This window comes from Phocoenobacter atlanticus subsp. cyclopteri (assembly GCF_018343795.1).
Classification (GTDB): domain Bacteria; phylum Pseudomonadota; class Gammaproteobacteria; order Enterobacterales; family Pasteurellaceae; genus Phocoenobacter; species Phocoenobacter atlanticus.
Genome location: NZ_CP074346.1, coordinates 187,874 through 209,488, shown reverse-complemented (window position 1 = coordinate 209,488; position 21,615 = coordinate 187,874). Strand labels below are relative to the sequence as shown.

Annotated in this window: 13 protein-coding genes, 1 tRNA gene, 3 rRNA genes and 1 pseudogene; 5 read left to right on the top strand and 13 right to left on the bottom strand. The window is 37.4% G+C overall.

Translation table 11 applies throughout. From position 1 onward, the window contains the following. Positions 1 to 115 precede the first annotated feature (115 nt). The gene (locus KGI96_RS00985) at positions 116 to 559 is read left to right on the top strand and encodes an NfeD family protein (RefSeq protein ID WP_211599229.1); all 444 of its coding nucleotides are present in this window, start codon (positions 116 to 118) and stop codon (positions 557 to 559) included. Positions 560 to 654: 95 nt separating this feature from the next. Further along, positions 655 to 1,968: a glutamyl-tRNA reductase gene (hemA, locus tag KGI96_RS00980; protein WP_211599230.1), complete on the top strand. Its 1,314-nt coding sequence runs from the start codon at positions 655 to 657 to the stop codon at positions 1,966 to 1,968. Positions 1,969 to 2,060: 92 nt separating this feature from the next. On the opposite strand, the gene KGI96_RS00975 is transcribed toward hemA, so the two are convergent. After that, on the bottom strand, positions 2,061 to 3,443 hold the full coding sequence (locus KGI96_RS00975) for a Na+/H+ antiporter family protein (protein WP_211599231.1): 1,383 nt from the start codon (positions 3,441 to 3,443) through the stop codon (positions 2,061 to 2,063). A gap of 166 nt (positions 3,444 to 3,609) precedes the next feature. Between KGI96_RS00975 and KGI96_RS00970 the strand changes: the two genes are divergently transcribed. After that, positions 3,610 to 4,716, top strand: coding sequence for an ISAs1 family transposase (locus tag KGI96_RS00970; protein WP_213156511.1), 1,107 nt, complete (start codon positions 3,610 to 3,612; stop codon positions 4,714 to 4,716). A 226-nt stretch (positions 4,717 to 4,942) separates the two neighbouring features. On the opposite strand, the gene KGI96_RS00965 is transcribed toward KGI96_RS00970, so the two are convergent. From KGI96_RS00965 to proB, 5 genes and pseudogenes are all read right to left on the bottom strand, one after another. Next, positions 4,943 to 5,479, bottom strand: coding sequence for a PM1805 family lipoprotein (locus KGI96_RS00965; RefSeq protein ID WP_211599385.1), 537 nt, complete (start codon positions 5,477 to 5,479; stop codon positions 4,943 to 4,945). A gap of 60 nt (positions 5,480 to 5,539) precedes the next feature. Continuing rightward, on the bottom strand, positions 5,540 to 6,754 hold the full coding sequence (locus KGI96_RS00960) for an FAD-dependent monooxygenase (RefSeq protein ID WP_211599386.1): 1,215 nt from the start codon (positions 6,752 to 6,754) through the stop codon (positions 5,540 to 5,542). A gap of 86 nt (positions 6,755 to 6,840) precedes the next feature. Then, complete coding sequence (locus KGI96_RS00955; protein ID WP_211599387.1) at positions 6,841 to 7,623, bottom strand: MOSC domain-containing protein; 783 nt, start codon at positions 7,621 to 7,623, stop codon at positions 6,841 to 6,843. Between the two features lie 85 nt (positions 7,624 to 7,708). Next, positions 7,709 to 8,971, bottom strand: a pseudogene (gene proA, locus KGI96_RS00950) (glutamate-5-semialdehyde dehydrogenase). Positions 8,972 to 8,984: 13 nt separating this feature from the next. After that, the gene (proB, locus tag KGI96_RS00945; protein ID WP_211599388.1) at positions 8,985 to 10,097 is read right to left on the bottom strand and encodes a glutamate 5-kinase; all 1,113 of its coding nucleotides are present in this window, start codon (positions 10,095 to 10,097) and stop codon (positions 8,985 to 8,987) included. 590 nt (positions 10,098 to 10,687) lie between these two features. Here proB and glyA point away from each other — a divergent pair. Continuing rightward, positions 10,688 to 11,950, top strand: a complete 1,263-nt coding sequence (gene glyA, locus KGI96_RS00940; protein WP_211599389.1) for a serine hydroxymethyltransferase — start codon at positions 10,688 to 10,690, stop codon at positions 11,948 to 11,950. Positions 11,951 to 12,015: 65 nt separating this feature from the next. Here the strand turns inward: glyA and thrS are convergent, their stop codons facing one another. Further along, positions 12,016 to 13,947 (bottom strand): threonine--tRNA ligase, encoded by a 1,932-nt coding sequence (gene thrS / locus KGI96_RS00935; RefSeq protein ID WP_211599390.1) that lies wholly within the window; start codon positions 13,945 to 13,947, stop codon positions 12,016 to 12,018. Between the two features lie 208 nt (positions 13,948 to 14,155). Here thrS and KGI96_RS00930 point away from each other — a divergent pair, with 208 nt between their 5' ends. After that, a complete protein-coding gene (locus KGI96_RS00930) occupies positions 14,156 to 14,425 on the top strand; it encodes a GrxA family glutaredoxin (protein WP_211599391.1) in 270 nt (89 codons plus the stop codon). 56 nt (positions 14,426 to 14,481) lie between these two features. On the opposite strand, the gene KGI96_RS00925 is transcribed toward KGI96_RS00930, so the two are convergent. The 6 genes from KGI96_RS00925 to KGI96_RS00900 form a co-directional block, all read right to left on the bottom strand. Then, complete coding sequence (locus KGI96_RS00925) at positions 14,482 to 15,009, bottom strand: DUF1523 family protein (protein ID WP_211599392.1); 528 nt, start codon at positions 15,007 to 15,009, stop codon at positions 14,482 to 14,484. A gap of 32 nt (positions 15,010 to 15,041) precedes the next feature. After that, positions 15,042 to 15,824, bottom strand: a complete 783-nt coding sequence (locus tag KGI96_RS00920; RefSeq protein WP_211599393.1) for a TatD family hydrolase — start codon at positions 15,822 to 15,824, stop codon at positions 15,042 to 15,044. A gap of 208 nt (positions 15,825 to 16,032) precedes the next feature. Beyond that, positions 16,033 to 16,148 (bottom strand): 5S ribosomal RNA (gene rrf / locus KGI96_RS00915). Between the two features lie 161 nt (positions 16,149 to 16,309). Then, positions 16,310 to 19,323: ribosomal RNA gene (locus KGI96_RS00910) — 23S ribosomal RNA — on the bottom strand. Positions 19,324 to 19,589: 266 nt separating this feature from the next. Further along, positions 19,590 to 19,665, bottom strand: a tRNA-Glu gene (locus KGI96_RS00905). Positions 19,666 to 19,751: 86 nt separating this feature from the next. Then, positions 19,752 to 21,292, bottom strand: a 16S ribosomal RNA gene (locus KGI96_RS00900). Together the 16S, 23S and 5S rRNA genes with 1 tRNA gene alongside form the textbook arrangement of a ribosomal RNA operon. Between the last annotated feature and the right edge of the window lie 323 nt (positions 21,293 to 21,615).

Below are 21,615 nucleotides of genomic sequence, written 5' to 3'. Positions count from 1 at the left end.
GTTTTTTCAGTGAGAAATAATTGATATTTCTTAGTAGATCGGTTATTTTTATCACAAAATATAGTATTGCATATTTTTATAAAATTGTGATATTTAGGAAATTAAGGAGAAATAAATGGAATGGTTTACTGCTTGGAATAGTTGGTTAATTGCGGGTTTTGTATTACTTATTTTAGAGGTGTTTTTATCTGGCGTATTCTTTATGTGGTGGGGTTTTGCCGCAATGATTATGGCAGGAATAGTCGCTGTTTTTAACATTTCCATTTCGTGGCAATTTGCAATTTTTGCTGTGTTAGCCTCTATTTTTAGTTTTCTTTGGTGGCGTTATCAACAAAGAAAAAATTTAGAACCCGATGAGGCTTCTTTTCTAAATCAGCGAGATCACGCAATGCTTGGTAAACAAGGGCGTGTGGTTGAAATTTTAGATAGTGGTGCTGTTCGTGCTAAATTTGCCGATACCACTTGGAAGGTTGAAGGTATGCAATTAAACGTCAATGATTTGGTTAAGGTGGTTGATGTGGAAGGAATAACGTTAAAAGTAGAAAAACTTTCTGACTAAAAAAACGACAAAGTTGCAACAAATTTCAGATTGTTTAAAATGTCTCTCTTGCCTCTCTGGTTTGAGAGATTTTTATTTTTTTATAGTGGGTTAAAATGACAATTCTTGTTGTGGGTATCAATCATAAAACTGCCTCAGTAAAATTACGTGAGAAAATTGCTTTTGTGGATGAGCATCTTGCTGTTGCTTTAACACAAATTTCACAACAAAAATTAGCAGAAAGTGCTGTTATTTTATCCACTTGTAATCGTACAGAAATTTATTTTCATCATTCAAAAATTCCTCCTCAGTCTAATAATCCTGCAAATATTCAATGGTGTAATCATTGTGTCACTTGGTTATCTAAATTTCATCATCTTGATCTAGTTGAATTACAGCAATCTATCTATTTTAAGCAAAACTTTGATGCTGCAGAACATTTAATGTCTGTTGCTTGTGGCTTAGACTCTCTGGTTTTAGGTGAACCTCAAATTTTAGGACAAGTGAAAAAAGCATATCAACAAAGTGAGCAATTTTATTTAACACAAAAAATGACTTTTTCAATTAAGTTATCTCGTTTATTTCAGAAAACATTTAGTACCGCAAAACGAGTTCGTTCAGAAACGGATATTGGTGGTAGTGCTGTTTCTGTTGCCTACGCCGCCTGTGGGTTAGCTCGTCAAATTTTTGATGATTTTTCAAAAATTCATTTTTTAATGGTGGGCGCGGGGGAAACCATTGAGTTAGTCTGTCGTTATCTTGTACAACATAATGCGAAAAATTTGATGGTTGCTAATCGTACAAAAGCACGAGCTGAACAGTTACAAGAAAAAATAGGTGAAATGGAAATTTTATCTTTAGATCAGTTACAAATAGGATTAAATAAAGCCGATATTGTGATTAGCTCAACAGGAGCCAGTGAGCCTCTTATTTCTAAGGAGATGATTACGCAGGCTCAACAATCTCGCTATTTTGCTCCTTTGTTATTAATTGATATTGCCGTTCCTTGTGATATTGAAGAGGGCGTTGATAAGTTAGAGGGTGTATATGCCTATAATGTGGATGATTTAGAGGCGATTATCAATCAAAATTTAGCCCAACGTCAACTTGCAGCAGAGCAAGCTAAAAATATTGTTTACCAAGAGTGTCGAGCTTTCTTTGAATGGCTAAAGCAATTGCAATCTAGGGATTTAATCAAATCTTATCGCCAAAATGCGGAACAAATACGTTTACAATTATTAGAAAAAGCACAATATTCTCTTGCCCAAGGGGAAGATCCTCAAAAAGTGTTGACTGAGCTAAGCTATAAATTAACTAATCAATTATTACATTGTCCAACCGCCACTTTGCAAGATATGGCAAAATCAGATAATGTGAAAGGGTTACAATGTTTTTCAAGGAATTTAAGGTTAGATAAACCTTGTAAATAAATGACAGATAATATAGAAATAAAAAAGCACCTATTTTGGTGCTTTTAATGTACTTAAAATTGGAACCCACTTTCTAGGTGTCATATTTTTACTTACAAAATCATCGCAGCAATCCAGCCAAATGCTAACAATGGAATATTAAAGTGTAAAAAGGTAGGAACCACAGAATCCCAAATATGGTCGTGTTTACCATCCGCATTTAGACCTGATGTTGGACCTAAGGTTGAATCTGATGCTGGAGAACCCGCATCACCAAGTGCCGCAGCAACGCCTACAATAGAAACAGTTGCGAGTGGAGAAAATCCAAAGGATAAACAAAGTGGCACATAAATGGACGCAATAATAGGTACTGTTGAGAAAGATGAACCAATCCCCATTGTAATGAAGAGACCCACTAACAACATTAAAAATGCGGCTAAGCCTTTGTTATCTGCTCCAATAGTATTACTTAATGCCGTCACTAACTCAGGAACACCACCGGTTGAATTTACAACATTGGCAAAGCCTGAGGCAGCAATCATCACAAATCCGATCATCGCCATTAAACGTAAACCTTGCTGGAAAATATCATTACTCTCTTTTAGTTTAAAGATACCGCCAAGTGCAAAAATAATTAAACCTGCAAGTCCGCCCATAATTGTTGAGCCGGTTATAAGTTGTACGGCACAAGTAATAACCATGGCGGTAATACTCACGCCAATATGGAAAGGTTTCACTCTTGCTACTCGCTCTTCAATACTTTCAGCGGTTGGTTCAGGAGCATCTTCTATATAAGTACGTGGTTTACGATAGCTTACAAAAAAGGCAAATAACAAACCTAAAATCATACCTAGAACAGGAATTAACATTGCTTTTGATACTTCTATTACAGAAGTGGTTATTCCCAAATCTGCTCCTGCCATATTAATATTCTTAACCAATACGCTTTGAATAAAGATTTGACCAAATCCAGCAGGAATTAACATATAAGTTGCTGTTAGACCAAAAGTTAATGCACAAGCCACTGCTCGACGATCCATTTTCAGTTGATTCATCACACTAAGTAATGGTGGCACAACAATTGGAATAAAGGCGATATGGATTGGGATAATATTTTGTGATGACATAGAAAATGCCACTAACACAAATAGTAGAATATATTTAAACCAAAATACTGAACGACCAGAAGGTTGCTTTCCAAAATGTTGAATGATTTTATAAGAAAGTAAATCTGTGACACCAGATTTAGAAAGTGCAACGGCAAAAGCACCTAAGACGGCATAATTCATTGCAGTTTCAGCACCTCCACCTAGACCACTAGAGAAACTACTGATAGTTTTAGATACGGCATCTGAAAACGCGATACCATCAACACCATAATTTCCGATAATACCGCAAATTAAGGCTGAAATAATAAGTGCAATTATTACATTTATTCGCAATAAGCTTAAAACAAGCAATGCAATAATTGAGATAACAACTTCATTTGATAACATTGTATTTGACCTCTTTTTTATTAGAATTAAATTAATACTGTAATGAAAAAATTACAATTGTCTAGTATTTTTTAAGCAACATTAAAAAATAAGCAGGGCAAGATCGCACTTTTCTTAAAAATATGATCTAATAGCACCTATTATTCAATAACAAATAGGTGTAAAAATGAATATATTATCAGCTTTTAAAGATTTGGAAGACCCTCGCAAAGATATAAACAAAAAACATGACTTCTTAGATGTTATTTTTCTTGTCGTAAGTGCGGTAATATCAGGTGCAGAAGGATGGAGTGAAATTCATCAGTTTGGTAAATTGAATATAAAATGGTTACGAAAATACCGAGATTTTAAAAATGGTATTCCTGTTGATGATACGATTGCTCGTATTGTAAGACGGATAAATCCTGAGAAATTAAATTATATTTTTATTAATTTTATCAATGAGATACGAAAGTCACAAGGTAAAGAGTGTATTGCAATAGATGGTAAAACATTAAAAAACAGTTCACATTTAGAGCCTCATAATGCGCTACATAGTATTACGGCTTGGAGCTGTTCAAGAGGATTAATTTTAGCTCAAAATAAGTCCAAAGGTAAGAAAAATGAGAATGAAAGCATTCTAGAAATGATAGATATTTTAGAGCTAAATCAAGCCGTCATTACGGTAGATGCGATGAATACGCAAAAGAAAATAGCGAAGAAAATCATAGAAAAGAAGAGTGATTATGTGATGCCATTGAAAAATAATCATAAGAAATTTAGAAACGAAATAGAAAGTTATTTTCATAAAGTAGTGCGAGAAAAATCAATAAAAATAGATAAATTTCAAGAAGTTAACTGTGAAAGAAGTCGAATAGATCAACGGTATTATTCAAAATTACCAATAAGTGATTGGCTTTTGGAATCTCAAGGTTGGACAGGAATTAAAAGCCTTATTCAAGTTCATAGGATAAGAGAAGACAATGGCAAGAAAAGTGAAGAAAAAGTATTTTATATCAGTAGCTTAGATGTTCCTTGCGAAGACTTTGCGAAATATATTAGGGGTCATTGGGAAGTTGAAAATAAAGCGCATTGGGTACTTGATGTTGTTTTTAAAGAAGATGATAGTACGATTTATTTGGGGGATGGCGTTGAAAATATGGCAATAATTAAGCGTTTAGGGCTTAATTTAGCACGACTACATCCAACTAAAAATAGTATGAAAAGCAAGCTGAAATCAGCTGGCTGGTCTGATGAAATGAGGTCTGAGCTTATTTTTGGTGTGTGTGATTAATTTATAGACAAAGTACGCGGTTGCCCTGAAAAAATAAGAAGTATTTAATTCTTAATTTTTTATTCTGCGAGTAATACCCGTGGTTTAAAGAGAGGAGATTTATCAATCGTTATTCAAATTAGTGAACATTAAGAAACTGTACTTTTTTAATACTTGAATTTAATATCGGAGTAAAAAAAGAGCAAATTTAAAAACTAAATTTGCTCTTTTTATCTAAACGGTTCTTTTACTTTTTATCATCTATTGATGTATCTTGAAGAAAACCAAATTTTACTGCTAATTTGGTTTGGATTGTTTGAAGAGCTTGAGCATTGGTAATTAATGAATTTTTTTCCATAATTAATGCGTTTTTCTCTTCCTCACTTTGAATCTGTTGTGCTTTTTTAGTAAAATCAATGGTTTGCTGTAATACAGATACCATCTTATCACGTAAGCCTTTTACTTCTGTATCTTGAAGATTAAGATTACTATATTTTTTTATTGTATCTTCAATTAAAACAAAGAACTTTCCAGAGGCTACATTAAGGGCTGCCTTATCTTTGTTTGCTGCCGCTTGCATAACTTCCTTCTGAACGGTCTCTAATGCAGGATTAAATGCTTGATCTAAATCCATCAGTTGTTTAAATTCTTCCTTTGGTTCAACAACAGAAACCATTACATCCTGTTTGGTATCATTTGAAGTTTTTGTACTATTTATTTTCTCACAGCCTATCAAAAAAATAGACAATAAAGCAATAAGACCAACTTTCTTAACATTATTCATTTAACATTCCTTAGTTAAAGTTAAAAATCAAATTAATCAATACGTAGATTGATTATCGCATTATATCTTAGAGATAGATGGTAGTCCAACAGCTTGTATTATTAATGTACTTTTTACTAAAGGTAATTGATTGGTTAAACTGAGCCCAACTCCTCGTAGCAATTTTTTAACGGGATTATCCCCTGAAAAAGTCTCTTTTAAAACGCCCATCGCACCTAAAAGTTTCACTGCTTCCACCTTTCTTTTTCTTTCATACTCTCGCAAATGACGATATTCACCAATATCTACATTTTTTTCTAAATTAGTTTTAATCTGGGTTGCCATTTCCATTGCATCAGCAAAACCTAAATTAACGCCAAGACCTGCCAGAGGATGAATAGTATGTGCTGCGTCACCTACTAACGCAATTCTATTTTGTGCAAAATCACGGCAATAACGAGCGGTAAGCGGGTAGATCCCTCTAGGATTTTGCAAATCTGTCACTAGTTCACACAAACCTAACTTATTATCAAATGCAATTGTTAAGGCTTTATTAAACGCTATAACATCACAGTTTAATAAGGTTTTGGCTTTTTCTGGAGGAAGTGACCATACAATAGAACAATGATATTCATCATTCAAAGGAAGAAAAGCAAGAATGCTATCAGGTGAGAAAATTTGCCACGCTTTTTGTTGGTGGGGTTGTTGTGTTTTTACATTACAAACTAAAGCAGTATGTTGATAATCTTTTGAAATTAAAGGCATATTCATTTGTGAACGAACCCAAGAATTTGCACCATCAGCACCAATCACCAATTTAGACGTCAACATTTCATTATTATCTAAAGTTAAAAATGCACCAGTTTCATTAATGGAGAGAGTTTGTGGTTGAGCTAAGATAATTTCTACATTTGGTTGCTTGCTCACTTGTTGCCACAATGCATTTTGAATATGCTGATTTTCAATAATAAAGCCGAGCTGCTCTAAACCCAAAGATTTAATTTCATTTGCGGTATTATCAAATTCAATTTTAGCAAAGCTGTCTTTTTCCCAAATGTGCATTTTAGAATAAGAGGATTTTTTATTCTCTGAAATAAACTGCCATACCCCTAATTTTTCTAGCATTGTCTGACTTGCAAAATTAATGGCACTGACTCGATGAGTCAATAAATTAGGATCAAAAAAAGGTGTGGAACGTTCAATAATCGTGATTTGACAATTCGTATTTTCTAACAATGCAGCTACTGCCAACCCCACCATTCCACCGCCAATAATGGTAATATCGGTACTTTTCATTACTTTATTCCTATCTAAATAAATTAGGTGTAGTTTAACAAGCAATAGCTTAAAGCGGAATAAATTTAGATCAATTATTTGCTATTTTATTCATATTGTATGCTGTCACCAACTTTTAGTATGCCTAATTTAGAACCATAACCACAAACGCCAAACATCGGCTTTTTATCAATAATCCGATATTGTTTAAGATAATGATCTACTGCCCTCTCTTTCTCTAGTGTTTGAGGATTAATACTTGGAATAGCACAGCGTTCACAAAGCTTTGTAATGGTTAATTCAATTTGTTTTGTATGTATTTTCTGCCAACTATCTTCTATAAAAGCAGTTAATTGTTCATCAGGTGTACTTTTGCCAATCACAATATTAGGACGAAAACGTTGTACATCAATGTGAAAATCAGCGAGTGACTGTTGAGCGTGTTCTAATGAAGATTCTGTTAATAAATGCACTGCTTGACCATCTTGAAAAAGAATATTCTTCCGTGTATTAAAAGTATCCTCTGGACGAGTGGCAAATAAACGAACAGGACGCCCAATAATCTCACTTAGGAAAATGGCAACATCATCGCCTTGATCAAATGCAGGCACGTCTCGTCGCCACACTGTTGTATTCACTTTGTTAATATATTGTTTTTCAAATATCACTGAACGATGGTTAAAATAAAGTTTAACTTTTGTTTGATCAACTAACTCCACGTCAATATGAGCCAAGATTTTGTCACTTCGTTGGGTAACAAATTTACCTGTTTCATCAACAATCATCATTTCACGATCATAACGCAAGCCACTTTTTAACAAATCAATGGAAGAGACTGAAATACCTTTACAAGATTTTATGGGATAAATCCATAATTGAGTAATAACCATATTTTCCTCATTTAATAAAAATTATTTTAGTGAGCGGTCACATTTTTTTAAAAATTTGTAAATAACAAAAACTATTTACTCACATTTAAGATCTGCTCACATAATCACTCGAACAGACCCATTTGTAAGTTGTCAAAGCATCTAACCCCATTGGTCCTCTCGCGTGCAGTTTTTGAGTGCTTACGGCGACTTCTTCCCCTAATCCAAATTGAGCACCATCAGTAAAACGTGTACTGGTATTCACATAAACACAAGCAGAGTCTACTTGACGAATAAATAAATCTGCTAATTGAGGGTTTTGAGTTAAAATTCCATCTGAGTGTTGACTCCCATATTCACGAATATGAGTAATCGCTTGTTCAAAATTTTCCACCACAACAATATTTAAATCAGTAGAAAGCCATTCTTGACGTAGTTTTTCATCATTGGTTGCTTGAATTTCAATCCCCGCTTTTTCTAATATTTTATAAGCGGTAGGATCGCAATGAAATTTTGCAAATTTTTGTTGTAATCGTACCGCTAGTTTTGGTAAAAATTGTTCTGCAATAGAATGTTGTACTAATAATGTTTCTAAGGTATTACAAGTACTTGGACGTTGTGTTTTTGCATTTTCAATAACAGGAATGGATTTTTCCAAATTTGCCGTTTCTTCTACAAATAAATGACAAACCCCGATACCTCCAATAATCACAGGGATGGTTGAATGCTGTTTACATAGTTCTTGTAATTTTGCCCCACCACGAGGGATTATCATATCCACATATTGATCAAGTTTAAGTAAATCTAGTACTAATTGGCGATCGGTATCAGTAATGAGTTGCACGGAGTTTTCAGGCAATTCTGCCTTTTTTAATGCCTTTTGAATGACCTCAACTAATACTATATTGGAATGCTGCGTTTCACTGCCACCACGTAAAATAACTGCATTTCCTGTTTTTAAACACAGTGTTGCAATATCAATTGTTACATTAGGTCGTGCTTCATAAATAGCACCCACTACGCCAAGTGGTACACAAACACGTTTGATTTCTAAACCACTGTCTAAGCGACCACTATCTAAAATTTGACCAACAGGATCAGCTAATGAAATTATATTGCGTACGTCATTAGCAATAGCAATTAAACGTTCTTCTGTCAGGAGCAAGCGGTCAATTAAGGCATCACTTAACCCATTTTGTTTGGCTTTTTGTATATCAAGCGTATTAGCTTTTAATATAGAAGCGGTATGATCTTCTAAACTTTTTGCAATAATCTCAAGAGCATTATTTTTTTGTTGCTGTGAAAATTGAGCAAGTTAAAAAGAAGCTTGTTTAGCTCGCTTTCCTATTTCAATCAGTTTTGTTGTCATTTTATATCCTCATTTATAGAAGTACCATATCGTTGCTATGAATAGCCACTGCACCATATTGATAACCTAAAATACTTTCAATATATTGTGATTTTTTACCTTTAATTAAATCCAGTGCTTCACTGTTATAACGCACCATACCTCTTGCAACAGGTTGGTCTTGTGTATTTTTTATTAAAACAACTTCACCTCGTGAAAATCGTCCATTAACAGAAATAAGGCCCGCGGGAAGCATAGATTTATGTTGTTTTAAAGCATTCTCTGCGCCATCATCAACTTGTAATGCCCCCATTATGGGAGCTGCAAATAACCACTGTTTACGGCTTTCAAGTAAATCATTTGCAACTGTAAATTTTGTCCCAATATCTATACCATTAGCCAAGTTAATAATCACATTTTTATCACTACCAGATGCAATAATGGTTTCAATCCCTGAACGAGTGGCAATATCCGCAGCCGTAATTTTAGTACTCATTCCTCCTGTCCCCAATCCTGATACACTTCCCCCCGCAATTGCTTTAATTTCATCCGTAATCTGATTTACCACAGATAATAATTTTGCATTTGGATTCGTTCGAGGATCACTATCAAATAACCCTTGTTGATCAGTTAAAAGATAAAGTTGTTCAGCTTGTGCAAGAATAGCAGTCAGCGCAGATAAATTATCATTATCTCCAATTTTAATTTCTGCCGTTGCAACTGCATCATTTTCATTAATAATTGGAATAATGTGGTTATCCAGCATTGCATTTAGAGTATCTCTTGCATTTAAAAAGCGTTCACGATCTTCTATGTCTGCACGACTTAATAAAACTTGTCCAATTTTTATATTATAAATATCAAATAATTTTTCCCAAGTTTGAATAAGTTGGCTCTGTCCAACTGCAGCAAGTAATTGCTTTGACGCAATAGTGGATGGGAGTTCAGGATTTCCTAGATAATGTCGCCCTGCTGCTATTGCTCCTGATGTAACAATGACTATTCTCACACCCTGTTTATGCAGTTCTGTACATTGACGAACAATCTCCAACATTTGAGGACGATTTAAGTTTAATGATCCTTGAGTTAAAACACTCGTACCAAATTTTATAACAATAGTTTTTGAAGAAATTTTTTTATATACCATCTAGTCCTCATTCAATAAAGTTAAAACTACTCTTTTCTCTTGGCTCATATTGTACACTATTACTGATATTTAGTGTGTCTAACTTAATACTATAACGTCAAACCTAAACAATAATTTTAAAAAATATTCATTGATTCTATATTTTAACTGTTTAAAATATAGATAGTATTTAATACTATATTGATCTTCTAATCTAATAAAAAAATAACCTAATTAGGGAGTAACCAAGTGAAAAAATTAATGTTTTTATTAATAGTAATCGGCGGATTTATGCTTACAGCTTGTGATAAAAAAGATGACTGTTTAGACGCTGGAAATAGCTATAACGAAACGACACAACAATGTGAGAAATAATTAAGTGACATCATCTTTATTCTAAATGAATGAAAATGATGTCAACTCTGGTATATTTTTGATTTAATATAACCGCTAAATAGTATATAAAATTTCTCTCTATGTGAAATAAGCCTACATAATCATCCCTTCAAACATCACTCTTTTTTTACTAGAAAAAACTACCCATCCAATTTAAAAATGCGTACAATAAGAGCTATATTGATCCTGCCCATCTTACTATAAAGGAGAACGAAATGTTAAGCCGAAATATGAATATTGCTGATTATGATCCTGTTTTATGGCAAGCTATTTTAGATGAAAATTGTCGTCAAGAAGAACACATCGAACTTATTGCTTCTGAAAACTATACCAGCCCACGCGTAATGGAAGCGCAAGGTTGCCAATTTACCAATAAATATGCCGAAGGCTATCCGGGTAAGCGTTATTATGGTGGTTGTGAATTTGCTGATATTGCGGAACAGCTTGCGATTGATCGAGCCAAAGCATTATTTGAGGCTGAATATGCCAATGTTCAACCTCATTCAGGTTCTCAAGCTAATGCTGCTGTCTATATGGCATTATTACAACCTGGTGATACGATTTTAGGAATGAGCCTTGATCACGGCGGACACTTAACTCACGGAGCAAAAGTGAGCTTCTCTGGTAAAATTTATAATGCTGTACAATATGGTATTACTGCTGATGGTGTGATGGATTATGAAGATATCCGTCATCAAGCTATTGAATGTAAACCAAAAATGATTGTAGCAGGTTTCTCTGCTTATTCTCAAATTGTTGATTGGGAAAAAATGCGTGAAATTGCCGATGAAGTGGGGGCTTACTTATTTGTCGATATGGCTCACGTTGCAGGATTAATTGCAGCAGGTGTTTATCCTAACCCTGTTCCTTATGCTCACGTGGTCACTACAACGACGCACAAAACCTTAGCTGGTCCTCGTGGTGGTTTAATTCTTTCAGGTTTAAAAGATGAAGAGTTACATAAAAAATTGAACTCTGCTGTATTCCCTGCCAATCAAGGTGGTCCATTAATTCACGTAATTGCAGCAAAAGCAGTTTGCTTTAAAGAAGCAATGGAAGATGATTTTAAAGTTTATCAAAAAGAAGTAGTAAAAAATGCTAAAGCAATGGTGAAAATCTTCCAGCAACGTGGTTATGACATTGTCTCAAACGGAACAGAAAACCATTTATTCTTAGTGAATTTAATCAAAAAAGGCATTACAGGAAAAGCAGCAGATGCCGCATTAGGCGCTGCAAATATTACTGTGAACAAAAACTCTGTTCCAAACGACCCACAAAGTCCATTTGTGACATCTGGTCTTCGTATTGGTACCCCTGCCGTCACCCGTAGAGGTTTTAAAGAACAAGATGTGGTTGAATTAGCGGGCTGGATTTGTGATGTGTTAGATGCTGTTGGTAAAGACAATGAGCAAGCAGTAATTGAGAGTACAAAACAAAAAGTATTAGCTATTTGTAAAAAATTACCTGTTTATGCTTAAACATCGTTAATAAAAAAGAGGTAGCCTATATAATATAAGCTACCTCTTTTTATTACGCTATATTTTTACTCTTCTTCAAATAATTTTAGATCTCGATGACGTACTTTTGTTTTCAACATTTGAACGAATTCGTCAACACCAATTGAACCTAAATCTTTCCCTTTACGAGTACGCACTGCGACTTTACCTTCAGCAATTTCTTTATCACCACACACCAGCATATAAGGTACACGGCGTAAGGTATGTTCACGAATTTTAAAACCAATTTTTTCGTTGCGTAAATCAGCTTTTACTCGTAAACCAGCGTCAGACAATTTCTTCACAACATCATTGACATAACCAGATTGGCTATCAGTAATATTTAATACTACCGCTTGCGTTGGAGCTAACCACGCAGGGAAAAAGCCTGCATACTCTTCGGTAATAATACCAATAAAACGCTCCAATGAACCTAAAATAGCACGGTGGATCATCACTGGTGTTTTACGATCATTATCTTCTGCTACATAAGACGCATTTAAGCGATTTGGTAAGGCAAAATCAAGTTGGATTGTTCCACATTGCCACTCACGATCTAAACAATCGTGCAAAGTAAATTCAATTTTAGGACCATAAAAAGCCCCTTCGCCTTCTTGAATTTCATACGCTAAACCATTCGCTTTTAATGCTGCAGCAAGCCCTGCTTCTGCACTGTCCCACATTTCATCACTACCGATACGGCTTTCAGGGCGTGTCGAAAGTTTTACTTCAATATCATTAAAACCAAAAGTACTGTAAATATCATAAACCATTTTAATACAACTGGTTACTTCACTTTCCACTTGATCTTCAGTACAGAAAATATGAGCATCATCTTGAGTAAAACCACGTACACGCATTAAGCCGTGCAATGAGCCTGATGGTTCATTACGATGACAAGATCCAAATTCAGCCATACGAAGTGGTAAATCACGGTAGGATTTTAAGCCTTGATTAAAAATTTGTACGTGACCGGGACAGTTCATTGGTTTCACACAATATTCACGGTTTTCTGATGAAGTAGTAAACATTAATTCACCATAATTTTGCCAGTGACCAGTACGTTCCCAAAGAACACGATCCATCATAAACGGACCTTTTACCTCTTGATAATCATACTCTTTTAATTTAGTACGCACAAAAGTTTCTAATTCACGGAAAATCGTCCAACCGTCATTATGCCAGAACACCATACCTGGTGCTTCTTCTTGCATATGGTATAAATCTAACGCTTTCCCAATTTTACGGTGATCACGCTTCGCCGCCTCTTCTAAGCGTTTTAAATAAGCATTTAATTGTTTTTTATCTCCCCACGCTGTCCCATAAATACGTTGTAACATTTTATTGTCACTGTTTCCACGCCAGTATGCTCCTGCCACTTTTTGTAATTTAAAGTGTTGGCAAAAACGCATATTCGGCACGTGAGGACCACGACACATATCAATATATTCTTGATGATGATACAACGCTGGCGTATCACATTTATCAATATTTTCGGTTAAAATTTCTAATTTATAAGATTCACCACGTGCATCAAAAGCATCATAAGCATCTTGCCAACTACCCACTTTTTTAATCACTTCATAATTTGTTTTAGCAAGCTCTAACATTCTTTTTTCAATTTTTTCTAAATCTTCAATGGTTAAAGAATGATCTAAATCTATATCATAGTAAAAACCATTATCGATCGTAGGGCCAATCGCCATTTTTGCATTTGGATACAGTTGCTTTATAGCGTGTCCTAAAAGATGAGCACAAGAGTGACGAATAATCTCTAAACCATCTTCATCTTTTACGGTAATAATTTCTAATTTACTGTCTTGTTCAATCATATCGCACGCATCAACACGGACACCATTTACACGACCAGCAATAGTCGCTTTAGCAAGACCTGAACCGATACTTTGAGCAACCTCCAAAACAGAAACTGCTTGTTCAAATTGACGTGTTGAGCCATCTGGCAAAGTAATAATTGGCATAATTTTTTTCCTTTACAGTGGTCGCCCATACAAAAGGCAACTTGTTATTAATAAAATAAAAAAGGCAGATTTCCCTCTGCCCCACAAATTCTTGCTTATTGTCACCTTTACAACAGGTAAATAAGCGGTAAGATTTTATCATAAATTTGCAAATTCTCAAATTAGATGCGATGATTTAGTTTTAATTGTATTTATAGGAAATGTACTTATGTTTATTGAAATTTACGGACGTTTAAACTGTCCTTATTGTACTCGTGCTATCGCACTAGCTAGAAAAATGAAAGTAACATTAGATGATGTTAATTTCAAATTTATTGATATGGAAACAAATAATATTTCAAAATCTGATTTAGAGCCAAAAGTGGGCAAACCTGTCAGAACGGTACCACAAATTTTTATTGATGATAAATATGTTGGTGGCTGTGCCGAATTTCAAACTTTAGTGAAACAAATGTTGAAAACAATTAATCTTAATTAGAAATGATAAAAATAGTCACCGTTTGAATTGTGACTATTTCTTGTTTGTTCTTTTAATTATTTTTCGCTATCAAACCAACCTCTTATCATTTGTACTGATACAAAGAAAGTAAGCAGCAACAATATATATAAAATATAACTAAATATTGGACGAGACACTTTTTCAGCTTCTGCTAATGGTTTAATGGAAATAATATTTCTAAATTCACTTAACATATTAATTCTCCAACCATAATATTTTACTTGTACAAGCTGTTTATCATTTGCATAAGCTTGTGCTTTAGCCTGTACATCAGCAGAATTAAATTTGAAGTAAAAAGGCAGTCCCCAACCCGTATCTTCATTACGATAAACCATAATTTTTTTGGTATCAGGATTTTCTGTAAAAATAAAATAGGCATCTCGAATTTGTCCATCAGCAGGATTTGATTTGCTAATTGGACCATCTTTATCGACACGTTTTGCTTCCATTCCCGTCACAATGGTTTCCTCATAACTAGGAAAAGCATAGTTTATACTACCGACTAACACAATATGTAAAGATAGTGTCACTAAAATAAAGAAATATTTAAATATTGTTCTCATAATTTATCCTCATTAAATATTAAAACAGGCGGTTAGATTTTAAATAATTTTTGCACATTTTCTGTGGTAATGCCAGCAAGTTCTGCTACTGAAATACCTTTTAATGTTGCAATGTACTCACAAACTTCTCGAACATAAGCAGGTTGATTAGGTTTTCCTCGATAAGGAATCGGGGCAAGATAGGGAGAATCCGTTTCAATAAGCAGACGATCTAGAGGTAATTTTCTCACTACATCTCGCAATTCTTCAGCATTTTTAAAGGTAATAATACCTGAAATTGAAATATAAAAGCCGATATCTAATGCTCGTTTTGCCATTGCATAATCTTCCGTAAAACAATGCAATACACCACCACATTTTTCAGCATAGTGATTCTCTAACAAACTCATTGTATCTTCACGTGCAGAACGAGTATGAATAATCAAGGGTTTTGATAACTGATTGGCAACATCAATATGTTGTTCAAAAATAGATAACTGTAAATGACGAGTTTCTGGTGTGTAATGATAGTCTAAGCCCGTTTCACCAATTGCCACCACTTTGGGATCACTAGCAAGTTGTATTAATCTTTGTATCTCGAAAGGTTCATCATCAATATTCAGGGGATGCATTCCACAAGATAACGACACATCATCACGATGAGAAGTTAAGGCTTTCATCTCTTCAAAATCACTCAATGTTGTGCATACTGAAATCACGTGTTGCACGCCACATTTTCTCGCATTTTCAAGTACCTCATCAACATCTTTATGACGAGTTTCATAATCTAGTGAATTTAAATGGCAGTGGGAGTCTATAATAAATACGTCACTCATATTCTTTTTTCTAATTTAATTTTAAATAATACTAAGAATTTTAGCACAATTATAATTGTTAAGATATGGATTATATAACTGCTTATTTTTAATAGTTTCGTAGTTAAAATTATTTAACAAAATTGATAAGATGTTGTTATTTCTCACTGCCTTTTAAATACAAAAAAGCCGTAACTATTTCTAGCTACGGCTCTTTCTTCTTATAAAACCCTGATGGTGTCCTACTCTCACATAGGGAGACCCTACACTACCATCGGCGTTACAACTTTTCACTTCTGAGTTCGGTATGGAATCAGGTGGTTCCGCTGCACTATGGCCATCAGGAATATTCTTTTCTGTTAATGTCACTTCTACATAACACTAACTCTATATTCTCTAAATTAAAAACAAGCTTCTACTTTAACTTTCTTAAACTTCAAACTCCAACCTTACAGTCTTCTGTCTTCCGTCCTCTGTCTTCTGAAACAAAAACACTTGAGTGTTGTATGGTTAAGTCTCTCGGGCAATTAGTACAGGTTAGCTCAACGTCTCACAACGCTTACACACCCTGCCTATCTACGTCTTAGTCTCAAACAACCCTTACAATCTTATAGATTGGGAGAACTCATCTCAAGGCTAGTTTCGTGCTTAGATGCTTTCAGCACTTATCTATTCCGCATGTAGCTACCCAGCAATGCTTCTGGCGAAACAACTGGAACACCAGTGATGCGTCCACTCCGGTCCTCTCGTACTAGGAGCAGCCCCTTTCAATTCTCCAACGCCCACGGCAGATAGGGACCGAACTGTCTCACGACGTTCTAAACCCAGCTCGCGTACCACTTTAAATGGCGAACAGCCATACCCTTGGGACCTACTTCAGCCCCAGGATGTGATGAGCCGACATCGAGGTGCCAAACACCGCCGTCGATATGAACTCTTGGGCGGTATCAGCCTGTTATCCCCGGAGTACCTTTTATCCGTTGAGCGATGGCCCTTCCATTCAGAACCACCGGATCACTATGACCTACTTTCGTACCTGCTCGACATGTCCGTCTCGCAGTCAAGCTTGCTTATACCATTGTACTAACCTCACGATGTCCGACCGTGATTAGCAAACCTTCGTACTCCTCCGTTACTCTTTGGGAGGAGACCGCCCCAGTCAAACTACCCACCAGACACTGTCCGAACACCCGTTTCGGGTGCTTCGTTAGAACATCAAACGTTAAAGGGTGGTATTTCAAGGTTGACTCCATAACAACTGGCGTTGCTACTTCTAAGTCTCCCACCTATCCTACACATTAAAATTCAAGGTTCAGTGTCAAGCTATAGTAAAGGTTCACGGGGTCTTTCCGTCTAGCCGCGGGTACACCGCATCTTCACGGCGATTTCAATTTCACTGAGTCTCGGGTGGAGACAGCCTGGCCATCATTATGCCATTCGTGCAGGTCGGAACTTACCCGACAAGGAATTTCGCTACCTTAGGACCGTTATAGTTACGGCCGCCGTTTACTGGGGCTTCTATCAGAAGCTTCTCTTTCGATTACATCATCAATTAACCTTCCAGCACCGGGCAGGCATCACACCCTATACGTCCACTTTCGTGTTTGCAGAGTGCTGTGTTTTTAATAAACAGTTGCAGCCAGCTGGTATCTTCGACCGGTTCAACCTTCACCCGTAAAGGGCTACAATCTACGCCGGCGCACCTTCTCCCGAAGTTACGGTGCTATTTTGCCTAGTTCCTTCACCCGAGTTCTCTCAAGCGCCTGAGTATTCTCTACCTGATCACCTGTGTCGGTTTACAGTACGATTTATAATAACCTATGCTTAGTGGCTTTTCCTGGAAGCGTGGTATCAGTTACTTCATCTCCTTAGAGATTCGTCATCACTTCTCGGTGTTATACAGAATTCCGGATTTGCCTAGAATTCCCACCTACCGGCTTAAACAGGGATATCCAATACCCTGATAACCTAACCTTCTCCGTCCCCACATCGCAGTTATTACAAGTACGGGAATATTAACCCGTTTCCCATCGACTACGCTTTTCAGCCTTGCCTTAGGGGTCGACTCACCCTGCCCCGATTAACGTTGGACAGGAAACCTTGATCTTCCGGCGAACGAGTTTTTCACTCGTTTTATCGTTACTTATGTCAGCATTCGCACTTCTGATACGTCCAGCAAACCTCTCGATTCACCTTCATCCGCTTACAGAACGCTCCCCTACCCAACAGGCGTATCACAAATATTCCTCAATCCTTACTTTATTCCAACTCGACGTATGGAACGCTTGGACGTCTTTCACTTCGTGAAAGCCGTCAATCGTAAATTATAAGGCGTATTTGTGATACGCCTGATGCCGCAGCTTCGGTGCTATATTTGAGCCCCGTTACATCTTCCGCGCAGGCCGACTCGACTAGTGAGCTATTACGCTTTCTTTAAATGGTGGCTGCTTCTAAGCCAACATCCTAGCTGTCTAAGCCTTCCCACTTCGTTTCCCACTTAATATAGACTTTGGGACCTTAGCTGGCGGTCTGGGTTGTTTCCCTCTTCACGACGAACGTTAGCACCCGCCGTGTGTCTCCTGAGTATCACTCTTTGGTATTCGGAGTTTGCATCGGGTTGGTAAGCCGGGATGGCCCCCTAGCCGAAACAGTGCTCTACCCCCAAAGGTGTCCGCTCAAGGCTCTACCTAAATAGATTTCGGGGAGAACCAGCTATCTCCCGGTTTGATTGGCCTTTCACCCCCAGCCACAAGTCATCCGCTAATTTTTCAACATTAGTCGGTTCGGTCCTCCAGTTAGTGTTACCCAACCTTCAACCTGCCCATGGCTAGATCACCGGGTTTCGGGTCTATACCTTGCAACTAAACGCCCAGTTAAGACTCGGTTTCCCTACGGCTCCCCTATTCGGTTAACCTTGCTACAAAATATAAGTCGCTGACCCATTATACAAAAGGTACGCAGTCACAACTCGAAGTTGCTCCTACTGCTTGTACGTACACGGTTTCAGGTTCTATTTCACTCCCCTCGCAGGGGTTCTTTTTACCTTTCCTTCACAGTACTTGTTCACTATCGGTCAATCAGGAGTATTTAGCCTTGGAGGATGGTCCCCCCATCTTCAAACAGGATATCACGTGTCCCGCCCTACTTATCGTTAGCTTAGTTCCACAATTGTATTTTCAGATACGGGATTATCACCCTCTTTGATTGAGTTTCCCAACTCATTCTCTTAATACTAATGCTAAAACTAACTGGCTCTTCCACTTTCGCTCGCCGCTACTCACAGAATCTCGGTTGATTTCTTTTCCTCGGGGTACTTAGATGTTTCAGTTCTCCCGGTTCGCTTCAATGACCTATGTATTCAGTCATTGATAATAGGTTCTTCACCTATTGGGTTTCCCCATTCGGAAATCTTGGAATTATCACGTTTCTTATCAACTCTTCCAAGCTTATCGCAGATTAGCACGTCCTTCTTCGCCTCTGATTGCCAAGGCATCCACCGTGTACGCTTAGTCACTTAACCATACAACCTCAAGTATTCTTAAAATAAATCAAAGAAAACCTAACGTTGTTACATTAAACAACTCAAGTTCGTATGTTGCTTTTGTTCAACATACTATTTTTTAGTTTCTTACTCAGACTTCTTCTCAAAAAACAGCCACTTTAACAAATTACAGTTTTAATTCCTGTCATCTGTCTTCCATACTCTGTCTTCTGAACTTGAAAGTCTTCAGTTTTCAGCTTGTTTCCAATTTTTTAAAGAACAATAAGATAATAAATATCTTTAAATGGCGTCCCCAGGGGGATTCGAACCCCCGTTACCGCCGTGAAAGGGCGATGTCCTAGGCCTCTAGACGATGGGGACAACATTTAGAGATACTCTTATCTCTCTTTTGTCTCTTATTTCTCTATCAAACAATCTGTGTGAGCACTCATTGTCGCTTATTCAGGTAAGGAGGTGATCCAACCGCAGGTTCCCCTACGGTTACCTTGTTACGACTTCACCCCAGTCATGAATCATACCGTGGTAAACGCCCTCCCGAAGGTTAAGCTATCTACTTCTGGTACAACCCACTCCCATGGTGTGACGGGCGGTGTGTACAAGGCCCGGGAACGTATTCACCGCGACATTCTGATTCGCGATTACTAGCGATTCCGACTTCATGGAGTCGAGTTGCAGACTCCAATCCGGACTTAGACGTACTTTCTGAGATTCGCTTACCATCGCTGGTTCGCCGCCCTCTGTATACGCCATTGTAGCACGTGTGTAGCCCTACTCGTAAGGGCCATGATGACTTGACGTCGTCCCCACCTTCCTCCAGTTTATCACTGGCAGTCTCCTTTGAGTTCTCAGCATTACCTGCTAGCAACAAAGGATAAGGGTTGCGCTCGTTGCGGGACTTAACCCAACATTTCACAACACGAGCTGACGACAGCCATGCAGCACCTGTCTCATAGTTCCCGAAGGCACAAGACTATCTCTAGTCTCTTCTATGGATGTCAAGAGTAGGTAAGGTTCTTCGCGTTGCATCGAATTAAACCACATGCTCCACCGCTTGTGCGGGCCCCCGTCAATTCATTTGAGTTTTAACCTTGCGGCCGTACTCCCCAGGCGGTCAATTTATCGCGTTAGCTACGGGCGCCAGGCTTAAAGCCCAACCCCCAAATTGACATCGTTTACAGCGTGGACTACCAGGGTATCTAATCCTGTTTGCTACCCACGCTTTCGCACCTCAGCGTCAGTCTCTCTCCAAGGGGCTGCCTTCGCCTTCGGTATTCCTCCACATCTCTACGCATTTCACCGCTACACGTGGAATTCTACCCCTCCCTAGAGGACTCTAGTCGCCCAGTCTCAAATGCAATTCCCAAGTTAAGCTCGGGGCTTTCACATCTGACTTAGACAACCGCCTGCGTGCCCTTTACGCCCAGTTATTCCGATTAACGCTCGCACCCTCCGTATTACCGCGGCTGCTGGCACGGAGTTAGCCGGTGCTTCTTCTGCGACTAACGTCAATGTTTGCACCTATTAGATACAAACCCTTCCTCATCGCTGAAAGAACTTTACAACCCGAAAGCCTTCTTCATTCACGCGGCATGGCTGCATCAGGGTTTCCCCCATTGTGCAATATTCCCCACTGCTGCCTCCCGTAGGAGTCTGGACCGTGTCTCAGTTCCAGTGTGGCTGGTCATCCTCTCAAACCAGCTAGAGATCGTCAGCTTGGTGAGCCTTTACCTCACCAACTACCTAATCTCACTTGGGCTCATCTCGTGGTATATGGTCCGAAGATCCCATACTTTAATCTTTCGATATTACGCGGTATTAGCTACAGTTTCCCGTAGTTATCCCCCTCCACAAGGCAGATTCCCAAGCATTACTCACCCGTCCGCCACTCGTCAGCAAGAAAGCAAGCTTTCTCCTGTTACCGTTCGACTTGCATGTGTTAAGCCTGCCGCCAGCGTTCAATCTGAGCCATGATCAAACTCTTCAATTAAAAGTTTAATCGCTCAATAAACTGACATAGAATTTTTATTAAATAAATTTTCAGTGACACTTATTAAGACTTCTTTATTTCAAATATTTTTTTCAAATAAGTCAATCAACAAGTGCCCACACAGATTGTCTGATAAATTGTTAAAGAGCAAAAAAACAACGACGCACCTAGCAAAATCTTTCACAACAGTGCGTCATTGTGTGTGGCGTATTATAGAGATTTTTAAAGGTGACGCAAGTACTTTTTGGAAAAATATTTAATTTTTTTGCTATCCGATGTTTTTTAATTCAATTTGAATGTTTTTTGTAAATTTTTATTAAAAT